Source organism: Gibbsiella dentisursi, assembly GCF_039539505.1.
GTDB lineage: Bacteria > Pseudomonadota > Gammaproteobacteria > Enterobacterales > Enterobacteriaceae > Gibbsiella > Gibbsiella quercinecans.
The window spans coordinates 122628-141714 of the sequence record NZ_BAABDG010000007.1; the positions used below are offsets into that span (position 1 = coordinate 122628).

General features: G+C 55.7%; 14 protein-coding genes. 8 read left to right on the top strand and 6 right to left on the bottom strand.

Annotation, left to right across the window (positions count from 1 at the left end):
- Positions 1-17 precede the first annotated feature (17 nt).
- Positions 18-1922 (bottom strand): ABC transporter ATP-binding protein, encoded by a 1905-nt coding sequence (locus ABFX35_RS14895; RefSeq protein ID WP_346081966.1) that lies wholly within the window; start codon positions 1920-1922, stop codon positions 18-20.
- Positions 1913-4045 (bottom strand): bifunctional 23S rRNA (guanine(2069)-N(7))-methyltransferase RlmK/23S rRNA (guanine(2445)-N(2))-methyltransferase RlmL, encoded by a 2133-nt coding sequence (gene rlmKL / locus ABFX35_RS14900; protein WP_279027552.1) that lies wholly within the window; start codon positions 4043-4045, stop codon positions 1913-1915. The genes ABFX35_RS14895 and rlmKL overlap by 10 nt, the downstream gene beginning before the upstream one ends.
- 102 nt (positions 4046-4147) lie before the next feature.
- On the opposite strand from rlmKL, the gene ABFX35_RS14905 reads away from it, so the two are divergent.
- Positions 4148-5251 carry a YcbX family protein gene (locus ABFX35_RS14905; RefSeq protein WP_279027542.1) on the top strand — a complete coding sequence of 368 codons (1104 nt, stop codon included), beginning with the start codon at positions 4148-4150 and terminating at the stop codon, positions 5249-5251.
- Here ABFX35_RS14905 and ABFX35_RS14910 read toward each other — a convergent pair.
- On the bottom strand, positions 5248-5799 hold the full coding sequence (locus tag ABFX35_RS14910; protein ID WP_095848085.1) for a cell division protein ZapC: 552 nt from the start codon (positions 5797-5799) through the stop codon (positions 5248-5250). The genes ABFX35_RS14905 and ABFX35_RS14910 overlap by 4 nt on opposite strands.
- Positions 5800-5973: 174 nt before the next feature.
- The gene (pyrD, locus tag ABFX35_RS14915) at positions 5974-6984 is read right to left on the bottom strand and encodes a quinone-dependent dihydroorotate dehydrogenase (RefSeq protein ID WP_279027539.1); all 1011 of its coding nucleotides are present in this window, start codon (positions 6982-6984) and stop codon (positions 5974-5976) included.
- A 282-nt stretch (positions 6985-7266) separates the two neighbouring features.
- On the opposite strand from pyrD, the gene ssuE reads away from it, so the two are divergent.
- From ssuE to ssuB, 3 genes are read left to right on the top strand one after another with little or no spacing between them, the layout of a single operon-like run.
- Positions 7267-7845 (top strand): NADPH-dependent FMN reductase, encoded by a 579-nt coding sequence (gene ssuE, locus ABFX35_RS14920; protein WP_279027537.1) that lies wholly within the window; start codon positions 7267-7269, stop codon positions 7843-7845.
- A gap of 49 nt (positions 7846-7894) precedes the next feature.
- Positions 7895-8689 carry an aliphatic sulfonate ABC transporter permease SsuC gene (ssuC, locus tag ABFX35_RS14925; protein ID WP_279027535.1) on the top strand — a complete coding sequence of 265 codons (795 nt, stop codon included), beginning with the start codon at positions 7895-7897 and terminating at the stop codon, positions 8687-8689.
- Positions 8686-9453 (top strand): aliphatic sulfonates ABC transporter ATP-binding protein, encoded by a 768-nt coding sequence (ssuB, locus tag ABFX35_RS14930; RefSeq protein ID WP_346081969.1) that lies wholly within the window; start codon positions 8686-8688, stop codon positions 9451-9453. The genes ssuC and ssuB overlap by 4 nt, the downstream gene beginning before the upstream one ends.
- A 59-nt stretch (positions 9454-9512) precedes the next feature.
- On the opposite strand, the gene pepN is transcribed toward ssuB, so the two are convergent.
- Positions 9513-12128 (bottom strand): aminopeptidase N, encoded by a 2616-nt coding sequence (gene pepN / locus ABFX35_RS14935; RefSeq protein ID WP_346081971.1) that lies wholly within the window; start codon positions 12126-12128, stop codon positions 9513-9515.
- A gap of 455 nt (positions 12129-12583) precedes the next feature.
- Between pepN and pncB the strand changes: the two genes are divergently transcribed.
- The 4 genes from pncB to ABFX35_RS14955 all read left to right on the top strand — a co-directional run bounded on the left by pncB (position 12584) and on the right by ABFX35_RS14955 (position 18330).
- Complete coding sequence (pncB, locus tag ABFX35_RS14940; RefSeq protein ID WP_346081973.1) at positions 12584-13789, top strand: nicotinate phosphoribosyltransferase; 1206 nt, start codon at positions 12584-12586, stop codon at positions 13787-13789.
- Between the two features lie 298 nt (positions 13790-14087).
- Positions 14088-15488, top strand: a complete 1401-nt coding sequence (asnS, locus tag ABFX35_RS14945; protein ID WP_279027313.1) for an asparagine--tRNA ligase — start codon at positions 14088-14090, stop codon at positions 15486-15488.
- Positions 15489-15787: 299 nt separating this feature from the next.
- A complete protein-coding gene (ompC, locus tag ABFX35_RS14950) occupies positions 15788-16891 on the top strand; it encodes a porin OmpC (protein ID WP_095848077.1) in 1104 nt (367 codons plus the stop codon).
- A 248-nt stretch (positions 16892-17139) separates the two neighbouring features.
- Positions 17140-18330: an amino acid aminotransferase gene (locus ABFX35_RS14955; protein WP_095848076.1), complete on the top strand. Its 1191-nt coding sequence runs from the start codon at positions 17140-17142 to the stop codon at positions 18328-18330.
- Positions 18331-18397: 67 nt separating this feature from the next.
- On the opposite strand, the gene ABFX35_RS14960 is transcribed toward ABFX35_RS14955, so the two are convergent.
- Positions 18398-19045 carry an MBL fold metallo-hydrolase gene (locus ABFX35_RS14960; protein ID WP_279027310.1) on the bottom strand — a complete coding sequence of 216 codons (648 nt, stop codon included), beginning with the start codon at positions 19043-19045 and terminating at the stop codon, positions 18398-18400.
- Between the last annotated feature and the right edge of the window lie 42 nt (positions 19046-19087).

Below are 19087 nucleotides of genomic sequence, written 5' to 3' on the forward strand. Positions count from 1 at the left end.
TGGGCGGTATCGGCTGATTAACCGTTTTTCATGGCTTCCAATTCTTCCCAGCGGGTAAACGCCTCTTCCAAGCGTTGTTCCGCCGCGGCCAGATCGGACAGCACTTGCTGCGTCTCACTGTGCGGCCGTGAGAAGAAATCAGCATCGCTGACCTGCGCCTGCATGGCTTCAATTTCTGCCTCCAACTGCTCCAGCCGCTGCGGCAGTTGTTCCAGCTCGCGTAGCAAGTTGTAACTTAACTTCGCTGTGGTTTTTTTTGGCTGTTCGGCTTTTTTCGCTGCAACCGGTTTGGCCTGGCTGACGGCGGCCTGGCGGATAGGCTGCGCCGTCGCCCGCTGGTGATGGGCATCATAATAGCCACCGACGAAGGCATTGATCACGCCATTGCCCTCGAAGATCCAACATTCGGTAACCGAGTTGTCCACAAACTGACGATCGTGGCTCACCAGCAGCACGGTGCCCTGATAGCTGTCGATCAACTCTTCCAACAGTTCTAGTGTTTCAACATCCAAATCGTTGGTCGGTTCGTCAAGGATCAGCAGGTTGCTTGGCTTCAGAAACAGCTTGGCCAACAGCAGGCGGTTACGCTCACCGCCGGACAGCGCCTTCACCGGCGTCATGGCGCGCTTCGGATGGAACAGGAAGTCCTGCAGATAGCCGAGCACATGGCGGGAACGGCCATTGACCATCACCTCCTGCTTACCTTCCGCCAGGTTGTCCATCACCGTGCGTTCTGGATCCAGCTCAGCGCGGTGTTGGTCAAAATAGGCCACCTCCAGTTTGGTGCCGCAGTGCACTCGCCCGCTGTCCGCCTTCAATTGGCCGAGCATCAGCTTCAGCAACGTCGTTTTGCCGCAGCCGTTCGGGCCCACCAGCGCAATTTTGTCGCCGCGCAGCACCTGCGCGGAGAAATCACGCACCAGCACTTTATTGCCAACCTGATAATTGACGTTTTCCAACTCAAACACGATCTTGCCGGAACGCACCGCCTCTTCCACCTGCATCTTGGCTGCGCCCATCACTTCACGCCGCGCAGAGCGTTCCATACGCAACGCCTTCAGCGCCCGCACGCGCCCTTCGTTACGGGTGCGCCGCGCCTTGATGCCCTGGCGGATCCATACTTCTTCCTGCGCCAGCTTGCGATCAAATTCCGCATTCTGCAATTCTTCAACCCGCAGCGCTTCTTCTTTACCCAGCAGGTACTGATCGTAATTGCCCGGCCAGGAAACCAGTTTGCCGCGGTCAAGATCCACAATGCGCGTTGCCATATTGCGGATGAATGAACGGTCGTGGGAAATAAAGACGATGCTGCCCTGGAATTCTTTCAGGAACCCTTCCAGCCAGTCGATCGTTTCAATATCCAGGTGGTTAGTTGGCTCATCCAGCAACAGCACGCGCGGCGCGCTGACCAGCGCCCGGCCAAGCGCCGCTTTGCGCAGCCAGCCGCCGGACAGCGATGAAAGCTGGGCATTGCCGTCCAGGCCAAGCTGCGCCAGCACTTCGCTGATGCGGCTATCAAGTTGCCACAGGCCCTGATGATCCAGCACTTCCATAATCTGCGCCATGCGCGCCAGGTTTTTCTCGCTCGGATCCTGCTCCACCCGCTTGGAAATGTCATGGTAGGCTTTCAGGTGCTCCGCCTGCTCCGCCACGCCTTCGGCCACAAAATCAAACACGGTGCCGCCGATATTGCGCGGCGGATCCTGTTGCAGCCGGGCGACGATCAGATCCTGCTCATACACGATACGCCCATCATCAAGCGGGATTTCCTTGCCGAGGATCTTCAGCAAGGTGGATTTCCCGGCGCCATTGCGCCCCACCAGACAAACGCGTTCGTTGTCTTCGATATGAATTTCGGTGTTATCTAAAAGCGGCGCATCGCTGAAAGACAGCCAGGCGCCGGACATGCTAATTAACGACATAACTCTTCTTTTCCTTCGCCGGCATGGGTCACCAGCCAACAGTTATGGATCTGACGGTTACGGGCAAAATCCAGCGACAGCGTCTGAGCGGTGATCTCTTTCGCCGCCAGACCCAATGCGCCAAGACCGGCCAGATCCATTTGGAAGCCGCGCTTATTGTTGGAGAACATAATCGTCCCGTTACGGCGCAGCAAACGTTTCAAATCTTTCATCAGCGCCAGATGATCGCGCTGAACGTCAAAGGTGTTTTCCATCCGCTTGGAATTGGAGAAGGTCGGCGGATCGATGAAAATCACGTCGAACTGTTCGTTGGCATTATGCAGCCAAGACAGGCAATCGGCCTGTATCAATCGGTGCTGTCTGCCCACCAGGCCGTTCGCCCGCAGGTTCTTTTCCGCCCATTCCAGATAGGTGCGCGACATATCCACGGTGGTAGTGGAACGCGCGCCGCCCAGCCCGGCGTGCACGCTGGCGGTGCCGGTATAAGCAAACAGGTTAAGGAAATCCTTGCCGGCGCTCATTTCCCCGAGCATACGGCGCGCAATACGGTGGTCGAGAAACAGCCCGGTATCCAGATAATCCGTCAGGTTCACCCATAGCTTGGCGCGGTATTCTTCCACCAGCATAAATTCCCCCTTCTGCGCCAGCTTCTCATACTGGTTTTTGCCTTTCTGGCGCTCACGGGTTTTCATCACCAGTTGGTTGGACGACAGTTCCAAGACCGCCATCGTGGCGTTGATCACGTCGAACAGGCGCTGGCGAGCCTTCTGCGCATCCACCGTTTTCGGCGGCGCATACTCCTGCACCACGACCTTGCTGCCATAGCGATCCACCGCGACGTTATACTCCGGCAGATCCGCATCGTACAAACGATAACATTCAATACCCTGCTGCCTGGCCCATTTATCCAGTTTCTTCAGGTTTTTGCGCAGGCGGTTGGCGAAATCCTCCGCGACTTGCACGCCGCTCCCCGCCGCCGTTTCCGCCAACCGATAATTTTTCTGCACACAGTCCAGCGGGCCGTTTTTCGCCTTGAACTGGCGCTCGGCACGCAGTTGCAAGCAACTCAACAGCTCTGGCGATGCGCTGAACAACGAGAGTTGCCAACCGCCAAAGGCGCTTTTCATCACCCGCCCCAGCATATTATGCAGGGCAATCAGCGCCGGCTCGCTTTCCAGGCGCTCGCCGTAAGGCGGGTTGCTCAGCACGGTACCCACCGGGCCGTCCGGCAGCGGGTTAGTCAGCTTACTGACGTCATTGACATTAAAGGTTATCAGTTCGCCAACCCCGGCGCGGCGCGCATTAGCGCACGCAATCTCAATCACCCGGCGATCGATATCCGAGCCGAAAAAGCGGGAGGGGGTTTCCTGCAGGCCGCGGCGTGCGCGCACCTGGGCTTCGGCAAGCAGTTCGCGCCATAGTTCGGCATTATGCCCGCGCCAGGCGGTAAAGCCCCAGTGCTGGCGTTGCAGGCCCGGCGCGCGATCGCTGGCGATCATCGCCGCTTCGATCAGCAAGGTGCCGGAACCGCACATCGGATCGAGCATCGGCATGCCCACCTGCCAGCCGGAGCGCTGCACGATGGCCGCAGCCAAGTTTTCCTTCAGCGGCGCCAGGCCAGTGAGATCGCGGTAGCCGCGCTGGTGCAGGCCTTCACCGCTCAGATCGAGTGCGACGCTTGCCGTATCACGCTGCAGGAACACGTTAATGCGGATGTCCGGCTGTTGCTTGGCAACGCTCGGGCGCTGATCAAGCTTGCGAGTGAAACTGTCGACGATCGCATCTTTCACCTTCAATGCGCCGTATTGGCTATTGCGGATCTCTTCATTCACACCGCTAAAATGCACGGCAAAGGTGTCATCGACGCTAAAGATCGTTGACCAGTCAATGGCCTGTACGCCAAGGTAAAGGTCCAGATCGCTGTGCACGCGGAATTCGTTGAGCGGCAACAGAATACGTGAAGCCAGGCGGCTCCACAGCAGGCTTTGGTACAGAAGACGATCGTCACCCTGAAAATGTACCCCACCCTGCACCACTTTGCAGGCATGGGCGCCAAGCGCTTCCAGTTCGCTTTTTAACAGTTCTTCCAGGCCACGGGCTGTGCTGGCAAACAGAGAGTTCATATCGTACTTATCACCAAAAAGAAAATTGTTGCGCATTATAGCTAATCCAGACCGCTTGTCATAAAGTTGCCTCTTTCTATTTAATAATCACATGGAGATAAGGTGATTACACTTTCGCGTCTTTATGTCCATCCGGTCAAATCGCTACGCGGTTTGCAGCTCTCCCATGCGCAGGTTGCACCCCAGGGGTTGGCATTTGATCGTGCGTTTATGGTCACCGAGCCGGACGGCACTTTTATCACCGCACGCCAATACCCGCAAATGGTGCTGTTCACGCCGGCGCTGCTGGCCGATGGCCTGCATTTAAACGCGCCGGACGGCGAAAGCATGACTATCCGCTTCAGCGATTTTAGCCAGCAAGCACACCCCACTGAAGTATGGGGCAACCACTTCACCGCGTTAATCGCGCCACCGGCGGTGAATCAGTGGCTTAGCGGCTATTTCCGCCGCAGCGTACAGCTACGCTGGCTGGGGCCGGAACTCACCCGCCGGGTAAAAAAACACCCCGAAGTTCCGCTCTCCTTTGCCGATGGTTATCCCTTTTTGCTGGCCAATGAAGCCTCATTGCATGATGTACAGCAGCGCTGCCCCAGCAGCGTTAAAATGGAACAGTTCAGGCCGAACCTGGTGATAAGCGGTGCCGCGGCCTGGGCCGAAGACGGTTGGCAAACTATTCGCATCGGCAATGTTATTTTTGACCTGGTGAAACCCTGCAGCCGCTGTGTACTGACCACCGTCAGCACCGAACGCGGGCGCAAGCACCCCAGCGGCGAGCCCCTGAGCACGTTACAGCAATTCCGTACCGCTGAGAACGGCGATGTGGATTTTGGCCAGAACATGATTGCACGCAACAGCGGCATTATTCGCGTGGGGGATACGGTCGATGTTTTGGCCCTGAAGCCGCCACGCCCCTATGGCCGCGGGAAGGTCGCCGAGAGCGTGCAGGCGCCGCAGCAGCGCGAACGGCAGGTTACGATTGAATATGCAGGGAAGAGCTTTCAGGGCAATAACCAGCAAATCCTGCTGGAACAGTTGGAACAACAAGGCATCCGCATCCCCTATTCCTGCCGCGCGGGCGTTTGCGGCAGCTGCCATATGGCGTTGCTCAGCGGCAAAGTCGCACCGTTGAAGAAAAGCGCCGTGGCGGCAAATGGCACCATACTGGCATGCAGTTGCATACCGGAAAGCGATCTGAAGCTGGCTTAGGCCGTATTACGCAGCGAGGCGCGGGGAGCGGCGTTGGCCTGTTCATAGGGCTTGAGGCGATCGTGCATGACCTTGATGGCGTCGCCCAAAATCATGGTGCGGCCCGCCAACGACAGTTGCCCCTGCGCCAGCAGGCACAGGCTGGCGTTATCGCCAGCTTCCACCACCAACAGGCGTGCTTCTTCATTGCTGGCCATCACCTTCACCGCCGCCAGTTCGCCGTTTTTCGGCTGCAGCGGAAAGTGTTGCTGTGAGAAGTGCCAGCTTTTTGGCATCAACGGCTTGAGGAAGCGAAAGGCCACCAGCGCGTTCAACACCAATTCGGCCCGCTGCTCGTTGCTCAGGTTAATTTGTTTGCATTGCTCGTCATAGGTGAAATAAAGCGCGGCATCGTCAACACAAAAAGCGCATTCAGCAAACGCATCCGGGGTTAGCATTTTCGCCGGAAAACGCGAACGGAAGATCATACCATTAGCTAAATCGAGCATTAGCCGATCGTGTTCAGCGTCAAAATACCAACGCCAATTATCGTCAGGTTTTATCTTCATTAGTTATCCTTTTCGCCTCGAGCCAACGCCGTATTTACCCCAAGCGACGATGCTAACATCGCCAATGCCGCTTAAACATCGGATAATTCCGCGAACAATATTTATGCCAACGAACAAAATATAAACGAGCCGGGAGCAGAAATAAACCCCCAGCACGATATGAAAGGAAAAATATTAGATATGGGTAACGATATCTTTAATCAATCCTGGGCCACGGAAAATGAACCCGGAATAAATTTGTATCAGCGAAGCGCCCGCAGCCATTTTTTCACGCGCGGCCATCAGCGAATCAATACCGCCAACGCCAATGATGGGCAAACGCCCCTGAAGCTCTTGTGATAAACGGCGTATCACTTCAGTGCTGCTTGACTGTAATGGACGGCCGCTCAAGCCGCCGGTTTGTTCGCAGTGATTAAGGCCCTGCACCAATTTACGATCCAGCGTGGTGTTGGTTGCAATCACGCCATCAATATTATGGCGCACCAGGCTATCGGCTATTTGGATCAATTCTTCTTCAGAAAGATCCGGCGCGATCTTTACCGCCACGGGGACATATTTATGATGGCGGGTATTCAGCTCTGCCTGCTTATTTTTGATCGCCGCTAAAAGATCGTCCAGCGCTTCACCGTACTGCAAGGATCTTAAACCAGGGGTGTTAGGGGAAGATATATTGATCGCAATATAGCCGGCATAAGGATAGATCTTATCCATGCAGATCAGATAATCATCTTTGCCTTGCTCAACCGGAGTATCTTTATTCTTGCCAATATTAATCCCAAGAATGCCGCCGAAGTGGGATTTTTTAACGTTCTCAACCAGGTTATCCACCCCATGATTATTAAAGCCCATTCGATTTATCAGGCCTTCCGCTTCGACAATGCGAAACAGGCGGGGCTTTTCATTACCTGGCTGAGGGCGCGGCGTAACCGTTCCCACTTCAATAAAACCGAAGCCCATCGCGCCCAGGGCATCGATGCAGTCACCGTCTTTGTCCAGGCCGGCGGCCAGCCCTAACGGATTTTTAAACGAGAGCCCCATACAGTTTACCGGCTTTGTCGGCACGGACTGGCGAACCAGAAACTCAAGCGGGGTGCCGGTAATACGGCGCAGTTGTTGGAAGGTTAATTCATGCGCGCGCTCTGGATCGAACTGGAATAGCGCTTTCCTGACGAGGGGGTAGTACATGTACTCTCCTGATTTCCCGGTTGCAGACCGGGGGCGTATTATCCGGGATCCCAGCGCCAATTGGAATTGATTCAGGGCAAAAAATCGCGTGTTCATGGCGTCATTTCCCGCCTTCTCCCTGCCGACAGATTAACAATCTCATCATGCAGGCAACCTAATCCCAACTAACTCATAACAAAATTAAAAAAAGAGATTTAAACAACGCCCTACTTTGCTGGTAGTTTTAAAATACTTCATAAATATTTTCTGATTAAACCTAACTTTTAGTTATAAGGAGCCGTCATGCGGGTTATATCACTGGCGGGTAGCCCTCGTCTCCCCTCTCGTTCAGCAGCGCTGCTCACCCTCGGGCAAAAATGGCTGCAACAGCGTGGGGTGGAAGTGATCGCCTATACCTTGCACGATTTTGACGCTGAAGATTTGCTGTACGCCAACTTTAATAGCCCACAAATCAAGGCATTTACCGCGCAATTGGCACAAGCCGACGGTTTACTGATCGCCACGCCCGTTTATAAAGCATCGTTTTCCGGTGCGCTAAAAACCCTATTGGATCTGCTGCCGGAGCGCGCGCTGGATCATAAAGTGGTGTTGCCGCTGGCAACCGGGGGTTCCATTGGGCATATGCTGGCCGTGGACTACGCCCTGAAACCCGTGCTGGCGGCGCTCAAAGCGCAGGAAGTGCTGCACGGCGTGTTTGCCGACGACAGCCAGGTATTACAAAACGGCGACGATATCCAACTGCAGGAAGGTGTAGCGGCGCGTCTGGAAGAAGCGCTGGAAAGCCTGTATCTGGCGTTGGGCCGCCGCCGCCCCGTCACGGCCAAGACCACGTCGCCGTTACTGACCGGCCAATCGGCGTAATGCGCCACGGGGAACACTATCATGAGCCTTAACGCTGAGGAGCCCAAACATGGCGAGTAATACTACGCGTATACTGCACCGGTTGGCCCCCTGGGCCTTGCCGGTAACGCTGATCGTGCTTTGGCAAATCGCCGTCGAAGCCGGCTGGCTGTCAAACCGTATCCTGCCGGCACCCAGCGCGGTGATCACCGCCTTTTGGGCATTGGCGAAAAGCGGCGAACTGTGGCAACACCTGTCAATCAGCACCTGGCGCGCCCTGATCGGTTTTAGCATCGGCGGCAGCCTGGGATTGACCCTGGGCTTTATTACCGGGCTGTCACGTTGGGGTGAGCGCCTGCTCGACAGTTCTATCCAAATGATCCGCAACGTGCCGCATTTAGCGTTGATCCCACTGGTGATCCTGTGGTTCGGCATCGATGAATCCGCCAAGATCTTCCTGGTGGCCCTTGGCACCCTGTTCCCGATTTATCTCAACACCTATCACGGGATCAAAAATATCGATCGCGGTCTGCTGGAAATGGCGCGCAGCTACGGGCTAAGCGGCTTCCAGTTATTCACTCAGGTCGTGCTGCCCGGCGCCCTGCCCTCGATTATGGTGGGTGTGCGCTTTGCCCTCGGCTTTATGTGGCTGACGCTGATCGTGGCCGAAACCATTTCCGCCAACTCCGGCATCGGCTATCTGGCGATGAACGCCAGAGAATTCTTGCAAACCGACATCGTGGTGGTGGCCATCGTCCTGTATGCCCTGCTCGGCAAACTGGCCGACGTCAGCGCTCAACTGCTGGAGCGCGTTTGGCTACGCTGGCATCCGGCTTACCAACTGAAACAAGGTGAAGCGTTATGAGTACGCCAACTCGCATCCCACAAGGCACGCCAGTCACCCTGGAATCGATCGCCAAACGGTACGGTAACCGCACCGTGCTCAACAATATTCAACTGCGCATTACCGCCGGCCAGTTTGTCGCCGTCGTTGGCCGCAGCGGCTGCGGTAAAAGTACGCTGCTGCGCCTGATGGCCGGGCTGGAAACCGCCAGCGGCGGTGCGCTGTTAAGCGGCAGCGCCCCACTTAGCAGCGTGAAAAACGATACCCGCCTGATGTTCCAGGATGCACGCCTGCTGCCGTGGAAAAAGGTTATCGACAACGTTGGCCTTGGCCTGCGCGGTAACTGGCGCGAGGACGCGCTGCAAGCGTTGGAAGCCGTGGGCCTGGCCGACCGTGCCAACGATTGGCCCAGCGCGCTCTCCGGCGGCCAGAAACAGCGCGTCGCGCTGGCCAGAGCGTTGATTCATCGCCCCCGCCTGTTATTGCTGGATGAGCCTTTGGGGGCGCTGGATGCCCTGACGCGCATTGAGATGCAGGGGTTAATTGAAAGCCTGTGGCAGCAGCACGGCTTTACCGTCTTGCTGGTGACGCACGACGTCAGTGAAGCGATCGCCCTGGCCGATCGGGTGATTTTAATTGAGGAAGGCAACGTTGGGTTGGATCTGACTGTCGATCTGCCGCGCCCACGCCGCAAAGGCTCCGCCAAACTGGCCGAGCTGGAGGCCACCGTGCTTGACCGGGTGCTGACCCCCACCGTAGCGCCAGCGCAGCGCCTGGCTAATTAAAAAAGGGCGGCCCACGAATGTGCCGCCCTTTCCTTCATCACCCTAAAGGCGCCCTGCGCTTAGGCTTCCAGCGCCTTGGTGATTTTCTCGTACAGATCGCCTGACAGGTTTTCCAACCCTTTCAGCTGTTCCAGCGCGCTACGCATCAACCCCTGGCGCGAGGCATCATAACGTTTGAGGCGGATCAACGGTTCAATCAGCCGTGCGGCCACCTGCGGATTGCGCGTGTTCAAATCGCTCAAGATTTCCACCAGGAACTGGTAGCCGCTGCCATCCGCCGCATGGAACGCCGCCGGGTTGGCCGAGGCGAAAGCGCCAATCAACGCGCGCAGACGGTTCGGGTTGCTCAGGCTGAATGAGCGGTGTTGCAGCAGGCTGCGCACCTTGGCTAATACGTTGGCCTCCGGGCTGGTGGCCTGCAGCACAAACCATTTATCCATTACCAGGCCATCCTGATGCCAGCGCTCGTCAAACGCCGCCATCAGTTCATCACGGCACGGCAGTTGCGCGCTGACCGCCGCCGACAGCGCGGCCAGCGAATCGGTCATGTTATCGGCCTGCCGGAATTGCTGCACCACCAGCTTATCGGCCAGCGCCACTTCGCCAAACGCCAGATAGTTCAGGCAGACGTTGCGCAAGGCGCGTTTGGCGATATCCCCGTGCTCAACGCGATAGCCCGCCGTTTTGTTGGCGTGGTAGACGGCCAGCCATTCATCCGCCATTTCATCCGCCAGGCAGCGGGTCATGGCGGTACGCACCGCGGCGATCGCTTGCGGATCAATGGTGGTGAACAACTCGGCGATCTCACTCTCCGTCGGCAGCGTCAGGATCTGCGCCGCCAACGCCGGATCGAGTTTCTCATCCAGCAATACGGCACGGAATGCGTCCACCACATGTAGCGGCAGCGACAGCGGCTGTTGCTGCTGATATTTGGCGACGTTAAGCTTGATATAGGTCGCCAGCAGGCTCTGTGCGGCATCCCAACGGGCGAAGTCGTTGCGCGCGTGCTGCATCAGGAAGGTCAGTTGCCGATCGCTGTACGGGTAATCCAGCTTCACCGGCGCAGAAAATTCCCGCAGCAGCGACACCACCGGTTTTTGCTCGACGCCGTCAAAAATAAAGGTCTGCTCAGCCTGGGTGACATTCAGCACATTGTTGACCGGCTGACCGTCTTTCTGCAACGCAATCACCTGGCCTTCACTGCCATACAGTTCAATATCCAGCGGAATATGGAGCGGCAGTTTTTCCTGCTGTTCCGCCGTTGGCGGCGTTTGCTGGCTGACATGCAGGCGATACTGTTGCTTCTCGGCGTCGTATTCATCGCGCACCGTCAGCAACGGCGTGCCGGCCTGGCTGTACCAGCGGCGGAACAGCGACAGATCGACGTTGGAAGCGTCTTCCATCGCCTGCACAAAATCATCGCAGGTGGCGGCGCTGCCGTCATGACGTTCAAAATAGAGCTGCATCCCTTTCTGGAAGTTCTCTTCGCCCAACAGGGTATGCATCATGCGGATCACTTCCGCGCCTTTCTCATAGACCGTCAGGGTATAGAAGTTGTTCATTTCGATCACTTTATCCGGCCGGATGGCATGCGCCATCGGGCTGGCGTCTTCAGCAAACTGCGCGCCGCGCATCACTCGCACATTATTAATGCGGTTGACCGCCCGCGAGCCGAGATCGGAACTGAATTCCTGATCGCGAAAGACCGTTAGCCCCTCTTTCAGGCTAAGCTGGAACCAGTCGCGGCAGGTAACGCGGTTACCGGTCCAGTTGTGGAAGTATTCATGGCCGATGACCGCTTCAATATTCAGGTAATCCTTGTCCGTGGCGGTTTCCGCCTTGGCCAGCACATATTTGGAGTTAAATACATTTAACCCCTTGTTTTCCATGGCGCCCATATTGAAGAAATCCACCGCGACGATCATATAGATGTCGAGATCGTATTCCAGGCCGAAGCGCGTTTCGTCCCACTTCATCGCATTTTTCAGCGAGGTCATCGCCCAGCCGGCGCGATCCAGATTGCCGCGATCGACAAACAGCTCCAGCGCCACTTCGCGCCCGGAGCGGGTGGTGAAAATATCCCGTAGGACGTCAAAGTCCCCCGCCACCAGCGCAAACAGGTAGCAAGGCTTCGGGAACGGATCCTGCCACTGCACCCAGTGGCGGCCATCGTCCAGTTCGCCCTGCGCCACGCGGTTGCCGTTGGAGAGCAGGAAGGGGTATTTGGCCTTGTCGGCCACGATGCGCGTGCTAAAGCGGGCCAGCACGTCCGGCCGATCGAGATAATAAGTGATATGGCGGAAACCTTCGGCCTCGCACTGGGTGCACAGCGCATCGCCCGACAGGTAAAGCCCTTCCAGCGCGCTGTTTTGCGCCGGGTGAATATCTGTGACGATGGTCAGCGTGAACTGCGCCGGCAGTTGCTCAACCACCAGTGTATTCTCCTGCTGGCGGTAATGGCTCCAGTCCTGCCCGTCAATCTGCAGGCTCACCAGCGCCAGATCTTCGCCATCCAGAATCAACGGGGCATCGATGGCGCCCTGGCGCTTAACCTGGCTGACGGCCGTCACGCGGGTGGTGGCGGCATCCAGCTCAAAATTCAAATCAAGATCGGTAATGGTATAGTCAGGTGCGCGATAGTCGTGGCGATACTTCGCCCGAGGCTGCTGAGTCATAAAAAACCTTCTTATTCCGGAATTACGGGAGTCCCGGCACCATCAACCGCGCGGGCGTTTCGGCTGACCAGAACGCAGTGCAGCAGTAATGTGCCTGATTGTAAACAAACTGTATCACAGCCACAGAAAAAACCCAGAGCCGGAGTCGGTCGCTTTTCAAGGCGGCATCATCTGCCCTCCCGCGTAAATATTTTTCGTTAGATGTAGTGTTTAAAATAATTAACACTATAATTTCTATTACTAAATAAGCTAAGTTCGCCACCTGACTGGTTTACTTGGCTTTTATGCCAGCCCCCCTGGCACCGGCGAGAAAACGGCACGTTTAATCCTCGACCCGCTCCGGCGATTTGTGGTGTCATGGGGCTTCAATCACAGGATAATCCGGGTATACTCCTGCAAAATTTTTATATTGCGCCGGATTTGGACACGCGCCTGACGAGGATGCTGTAACGCATATGACTCAATACGCTTCCCCAATTTTGACATCGTTGCTTGATACCGATGCCTACAAGCTTCATATGCAGCAAGCGGTGTTCCACCGCTACCCTGCGGTTACCGTGGCGGCCGAGTTCCGTTGCCGCGGTGATGAATTGCTGGGTGAGTATGCCGATGAAATCCGCGAGCAGATTGCGCTGATGCGTGAACTGGCGCTGACCGAAGCCGAAAGTCACTATCTTTCGACGCTGCCCTTTTTCCGCCAGGATTACCTTAGCTGGCTACGCAATTTCCGCTACGATCCGCAGCAGGTAAAAGTGACCAATCAACACGGCCGCCTGCATATCCGCATCGCTGGGCCGTGGCGCGAGGTGATCCTGTGGGAAGTGCCGTTGCTGGCATTAATCAGCGAAGTGGTGCATCGCCACCGCTCGCCGCAGGTGACCACAGAGATGGCAACCGACCGCCTGCGCACCAAGCTGGTGCATTTCCAGCAGGTGACGGCCGATCTGGATATTTCGCGCTTTAAACTGATGGACTTCGGTACCCGCCGCCGTTTCTCCCACGGCGTGCAAAAAGCCATCGTCAGTACGCTAAAAGCGGAGTTTCCCTATTTTATCGGCACCAGCAACTACGATCTGGCGCGCCAACTGCAGCTCACGCCCGTCGGCACCCAGGCGCATGAATGGTTCCAGGCCCATCAGCAAATCAGCCCGGTGCTGGCCAACAGCCAACGTGCGGCGCTACAGGCGTGGGTGGATGAATATCCCGACCAGTTGGGGATTGCGCTCACTGATTGCATCACGATGGATGCGTTCCTGCGCGACTTTGGCCAACAGTTCGCCCAGCGCTATCAGGGCTTGCGCCATGATTCGGGGGATCCTTTCGACTGGGGTGAAAAAGCCATCGCCCATTATCAAAAACTGGATATTGATCCGCTAAATAAAACGCTGGTGTTCTCCGACAACCTGGATCTGGACAAGGCGCTGGCGCTTTACCGCCACTTCGATCGGCGCGTCAACCTGGTGTTTGGCATCGGCACCCACCTGACCTGCGATATCCCCGGCGTGAAACCGCTGAATATCGTCATTAAGCTGGTGGAATGCAAAGGCAAACCGGTGGCTAAACTGTCGGACAGCCCGGGAAAAACCATCTGCCAGGACAAGGCGTTCGTCAAAGCCTTGCGTAAAGCCTTTGATCTGCCGTTGGTGAAGAAAGCCAGTTGATCCCCCAGCCGGCGGCACCCGCACGCCGGCTTTGCCTTTCCTTTTCCCTGATGGCCCCCGGCCGGGTAAGAACGTAAAACAGGCAAACCAACGCATAGGCAAGCTGAAGCCGGCAAAGTTGGCCTTTTCACTTCCTTTATATAGCTGTGCTCATCTGCCCTGCGCGGGCATACGAAATGTTGCACCGATTTGGCGATTTCTACTTGTGCTCTGCACCGCGGCAAGTAACATAGTGAGGCTCCCATACTATGGGGTTGTTAGCTATTCCTGAACCAAAAACCTATAAAGAGAGAAATCTATGAGCGTAGTGCCTGTAGTCGACGTACTGCAAGGCCGTGCCCCGGTTGACAGTGAAGTCACGGTGCGCGGTTGGGTACGTACCCGGAGAGATTCTAAAGCTGGTATCTCCTTCCTCGCCGTTTATGACGGCTCCTGCTTTAATCCGTTACAGGCCGTTGTGAATAATTCTCTGCCCAATTACCAGGATGAAGTGCTGCATCTGACCACCGGCTGCTCCGTGGAAGTCAGCGGTAAAGTCGTGGCCTCACCCGGTGGCGGCCAAAGCTTTGAGCTACAGGCAACCGCAGTAAAAGTCGTCGGCATGGTTGACGATCCGGATACCTACCCAATGGCGGCCAAACGCCATAGCATCGAATACCTGCGCGAAGTCGCCCACTTGCGCCCACGCACCAACCTGATCGGCGCCGTGGCTCGTGTGCGCCATACGCTGGCCCAGGCGATTCACCGTTTCTTCCATGAAAATGGTTACTTCTGGGTATCCACCCCGTTGATCACCGCCTCTGATACCGAAGGCGCCGGCGAAATGTTCCGCGTTTCGACGCTGGATCTGCAAAACCTGCCGCGTGACGATAAAGGCGCCGTCGACTTCAGCGAAGATTTCTTCGGCAAAGAAGCGTTCCTGACCGTATCCGGCCAGTTGAACGGTGAAACCTATGCCTGCGCGCTGTCTAAAATTTACACCTTCGGCCCGACCTTCCGTGCCGAGAACTCCAACACCAGCCGCCACCTGGCGGAGTTTTGGATGATCGAGCCTGAAGTCGCCTTCGCTACGCTGGAAGACATCGCCGGGCTGGCGGAAAACCTGCTGAAATATGTCTTCCAGGCCGTGCTGAATGAACGTGCTGATGATATGCAGTTCTTTGCCGAGCGCGTGGATAAAGATGCCGTTGAGCGTTTGTCTCGCTTTGTTTCTTCTGATTTCGCCCAGGTGGACTACACCGAAGCGGTTGAGATTTTGTTGGCTTCCGGCCAAAAATTCGAGAACCCGGTATCCTGGGGTATCGATCTCTCTTCTGAACATGAACGCTATCTGGCGGAGCAACACTTCAAAGCGCCGGTGGTGGTGAAAAACTACCCGAAAGACATCAAAGCGTTTTATATGCGCATGAACGATGACGGCAAAACCGTGGCGGCGATGGACGTTTTGGCACCTGGCATCGGCGAAATCATTGGCGGTTCTCAGCGTGAAGAACGCCTGGCGGTGTTAGATAGCCGCATGGAAGAGATGGGCCTGAACAAAGAAGATTATTGGTGGTACCGCGATTTGCGCCGTTACGGCACGGTTCCTCATTCAGGCTTTGGTTTGGGCTTTGAACGCCTGGTTGCTTATGTTACCGGTGTGCAAAACGTGCGAGACGTGATTCCTTTCCCACGTACGCCGCGAAACGCAACGTTCTGATTGCTAAAACCAAACAGACAACATACCTTTTAGTTACAAAATAAAGGCCAGCTCAGCTGGCCTTTCGCATTTTCTATACTTGACTTTCATCACAAAGTTCCCTTATTTTTACATTCTGTTACAGCATTTTTCTTTTTGAAACCGGATTAGGATATTAGTAGCATTTTCGCTCTAGATTAACCCGGCTTTGAATGGAACACTGCGTGCAGACACAGGACGACACCAAACTATCTACAATAGTTCCCAAGAATTATTGGCGGCAGTGGCAAGGTGTCCGAATAACACCAATGAGGGTAATAATGATGAAGCGCAACATTCTTGCAGTGGTAATCCCGGCTCTGTTAGCGGCTGGTGCTGCTAACGCAGCAGAAATCTATAACAAAGACGGCAACAAACTGGATCTGTACGGTAAAGTTGACGGCCTGCACTACTTCTCTAAAGATAACAGCGCAGACGGCGACCAGTCTTACGTCCGTTTTGGCTTCAAAGGTGAAACCCAAATTACCGACCAACTGACCGGTTACGGCCAGTGGGAATACAACGTTCAGGCGAACCACACTGAATCTGAAGGCACCGAAGGCACCAAAACCCGTCTGGGCTTTGCAGGCCTGAAATTCGGCGACTACGGTTCACTCGACTACGGCCGTAACTACGGCGTATTCTACGATGTAGTTGGTTATACTGACGTTCTGGCTGAGTTTGGTGGCGATTCAGCTTACACTGACGTCTTTATGTCTGGCCGTACCAACGGCGTAGCAACCTACCGTAACACCAACTTCTTCGGTCTGGTCGACGGCCTGAACTTTGCTCTGCAATATCAGGGCGCTAACAATGAAAGCAGCAACAACGGCCCAACAGGCCGCAGCGCTCAGAAATCCAACGGCGATGGCTACGGTTTGTCTGCTTCCTACGATTTCGGCCTGGGCATTGGCGCAGTAGCCTCTTACAGCAGTTCAAAACGTTCATTAGCCCAAAATTCGCTGGCTTACGGTCAGGGTGATAAAGCTGAAAGCTGGGGTGCTGGCCTGAAATACGACGCCAACAACCTGTACCTGGCAACTATCTACACCGAAACCCGTAACGCAACGCCATTCTCTGGCACTGTTAACAACAATGATGTAAGCGGTTTTGCCAACAAAGCCCAAACCCTGGAACTGGTAGCTCAGTACCAGTTTGATTTCGGCCTGCGCCCATCACTGGCATACGTTCAGTCTAAAGGCAAAGACATCGAAGGCATCGGCGACGCTGACCTGTACAAATACGTTGACGTTAGCGTTAGCTACGCATTCAACAAAAACATGTCTACCTACGTTGATTACAAAATCAACCAACTGGACAACAACAACCCACTGGGTCTGAACACCGACGACACCGTGGCTGTTGGCCTGGTTTACCAGTTCTAATTTGTTAAACGCCTGACAGTGGCGGTTTACTGCCACAGGTGTGAAAAACAGGGCTACGGCCCTGTTTTTGTTTTTGCTGCCTTTGCCCCTCTGCGTCTTTTCATCCCTGCTCTTTCATCACCTTTTCCTGCGGATTATGCCGCGGTCACAAGTTCGAGGTATTTTTCTCGCAAACGGTTGGCAAAGCGCATAACTGGCGCTACCCTGAACCTTCTGACTGCTTAACTCTAGGCCACGGAAGCATCTGAATGTTTGAAAAAATCACTGCTGCACCGGCCGACCCGATTCTGGGTCTCGCCGAAACTTTCCGCGCGGACGCCCGCCCTAATAAAATCAACCTCGGGATCGGCGTTTATAAAGATGAAACGGGTAAAACACCGGTGCTGACCAGCGTAAAAAAAGCTGAACAATATCTGCTGGAAAATGAAACCACCAAAAGCTACCTCGGTATCGAAGGCATTCCCGCATTCGCAGCGTGCACCCAGGCATTGCTGTTCGGCAAAGACAGCACAATTATTGCCGAACAACGTGCGCGCACGGCGCAAACCCCTGGCGGTACCGGCGGCTTGCGCGTGGCGGCAGACTTTATCGCTACGCAAACCGGTGCCAAACGCGTGTGGATCAGCAACCCAAGCTGGCCAAATCATAAAAACATCTTCAACGCGGCGGGCCTTGAGGTAGTGGAGTATGACTATTACGACGCGGCCAATCATGCGTTGGATTTTGACGGTCTGGTTAACAGCCTGAAACAGGCGCAGGCCGGCGACGTGGTGGTTCTCCATGGGTGCTGCCATAACCCGACAGGTATCGATCCAACCGAAGCACAATGGCAAGCGCTGTCCGATCTGGCCGCGGCCAACGGCTGGCTGCCGCTGTTTGACTTCGCCTACCAGGGCTTTGCCAACGGCCTGGAAGAAGATGCTCAGGGGCTGCGTATTTTCGCCGCGCAGCATAGTGAACTGATCGTCTCCAGTTCATATTCGAAAAACTTTGGCCTGTACAACGAACGCGTTGGCGCCTGTACGCTGGTCGCTGCTGATGCACAAACGGCCGAGCGCGCATTCAGCCAGGTTAAAGCCGGCATCCGCGCCAACTATTCCAACCCGCCGGCTCACGGTGCGGCTATCGTTGCAACTATCCTGAGCAATGAGTCACTGCGCGCGATGTGGGAACAGGAACTGGCCGATATGCGCCAACGTATCCAGCGGATGCGCCAACTGTTCGTCAATACGCTGCAGGAAAAAGGCGCCCAGCAGGACTTCAGCTTTATCATCAAGCAAAATGGGATGTTCTCATTCAGCGGCTTGACCAAAGACCAGGTGCTGCGCCTGCGTGAGGAATTCGGCGTCTATGCGGTAAATTCCGGCCGCGTCAACGTCGCCGGGATGACGCCAGACAACATGGCGCCACTGTGCGAAGCCATCGTCGCCGTGCTATAAATCAGCACGCATAGATATAACAAAGGGGCGCAGAAGCGCCCCTTTGCTATTCTGCAACGCCCTGCCACTACCAGATGGCAGGTTCGTCGCGCAGAAACGGATTGGTCTGGCGTTCATGCCCTAAGGTGGACATAGGGCCGTGGCCGGGAATAAAGGCCATGTCATCCCCCAACGGCAACAGTTTGGTGCGGATCGCGTTGATCAACGCCTGGTGGTCGCCGCGCGGGAAGTCGCTGCGCCCAACGCCGCCATTGAACAGCACATCACCCACCAACGCCAGGCGTGCCTGTTGGTTGATAAACACGATATGGCCTGGCGTATGCCCTGGGCAGTGCAGCACCTGCAGCGTCATTTCCCCGACCTGCACGCTATCCCCTTCCTGCAACCATTTGGTCGGGGTCAAGGGTTCACACTCCTCCAGGCCGAACATGCGGCTCTGTGCCGGCAGGCCGTCAAGCCAGAAGGCATCTTCCTTATCCGGGCCGATAATCGGCACCTGATAGTGCTGGGCCAGCTCTGCCGCCGCACCCACGTGATCCAGATGGCCGTGAGTCAGCAAAATCTGCCCGACGGTGACGCCCTGGCGAGCGACCTCGGCTTTCAGTTTTTCCGCCTCACCACCGGGATCCACCAACGCGGCCTGCCCGGTTTTGTCACACCATATCAGGGTACAGTTCTGGCTGAACGCGGTGACGGGAATAATCTGGTATTTCATAAGGCTCCATAACAATCACATTGCGGCGTAACCATACAGCTT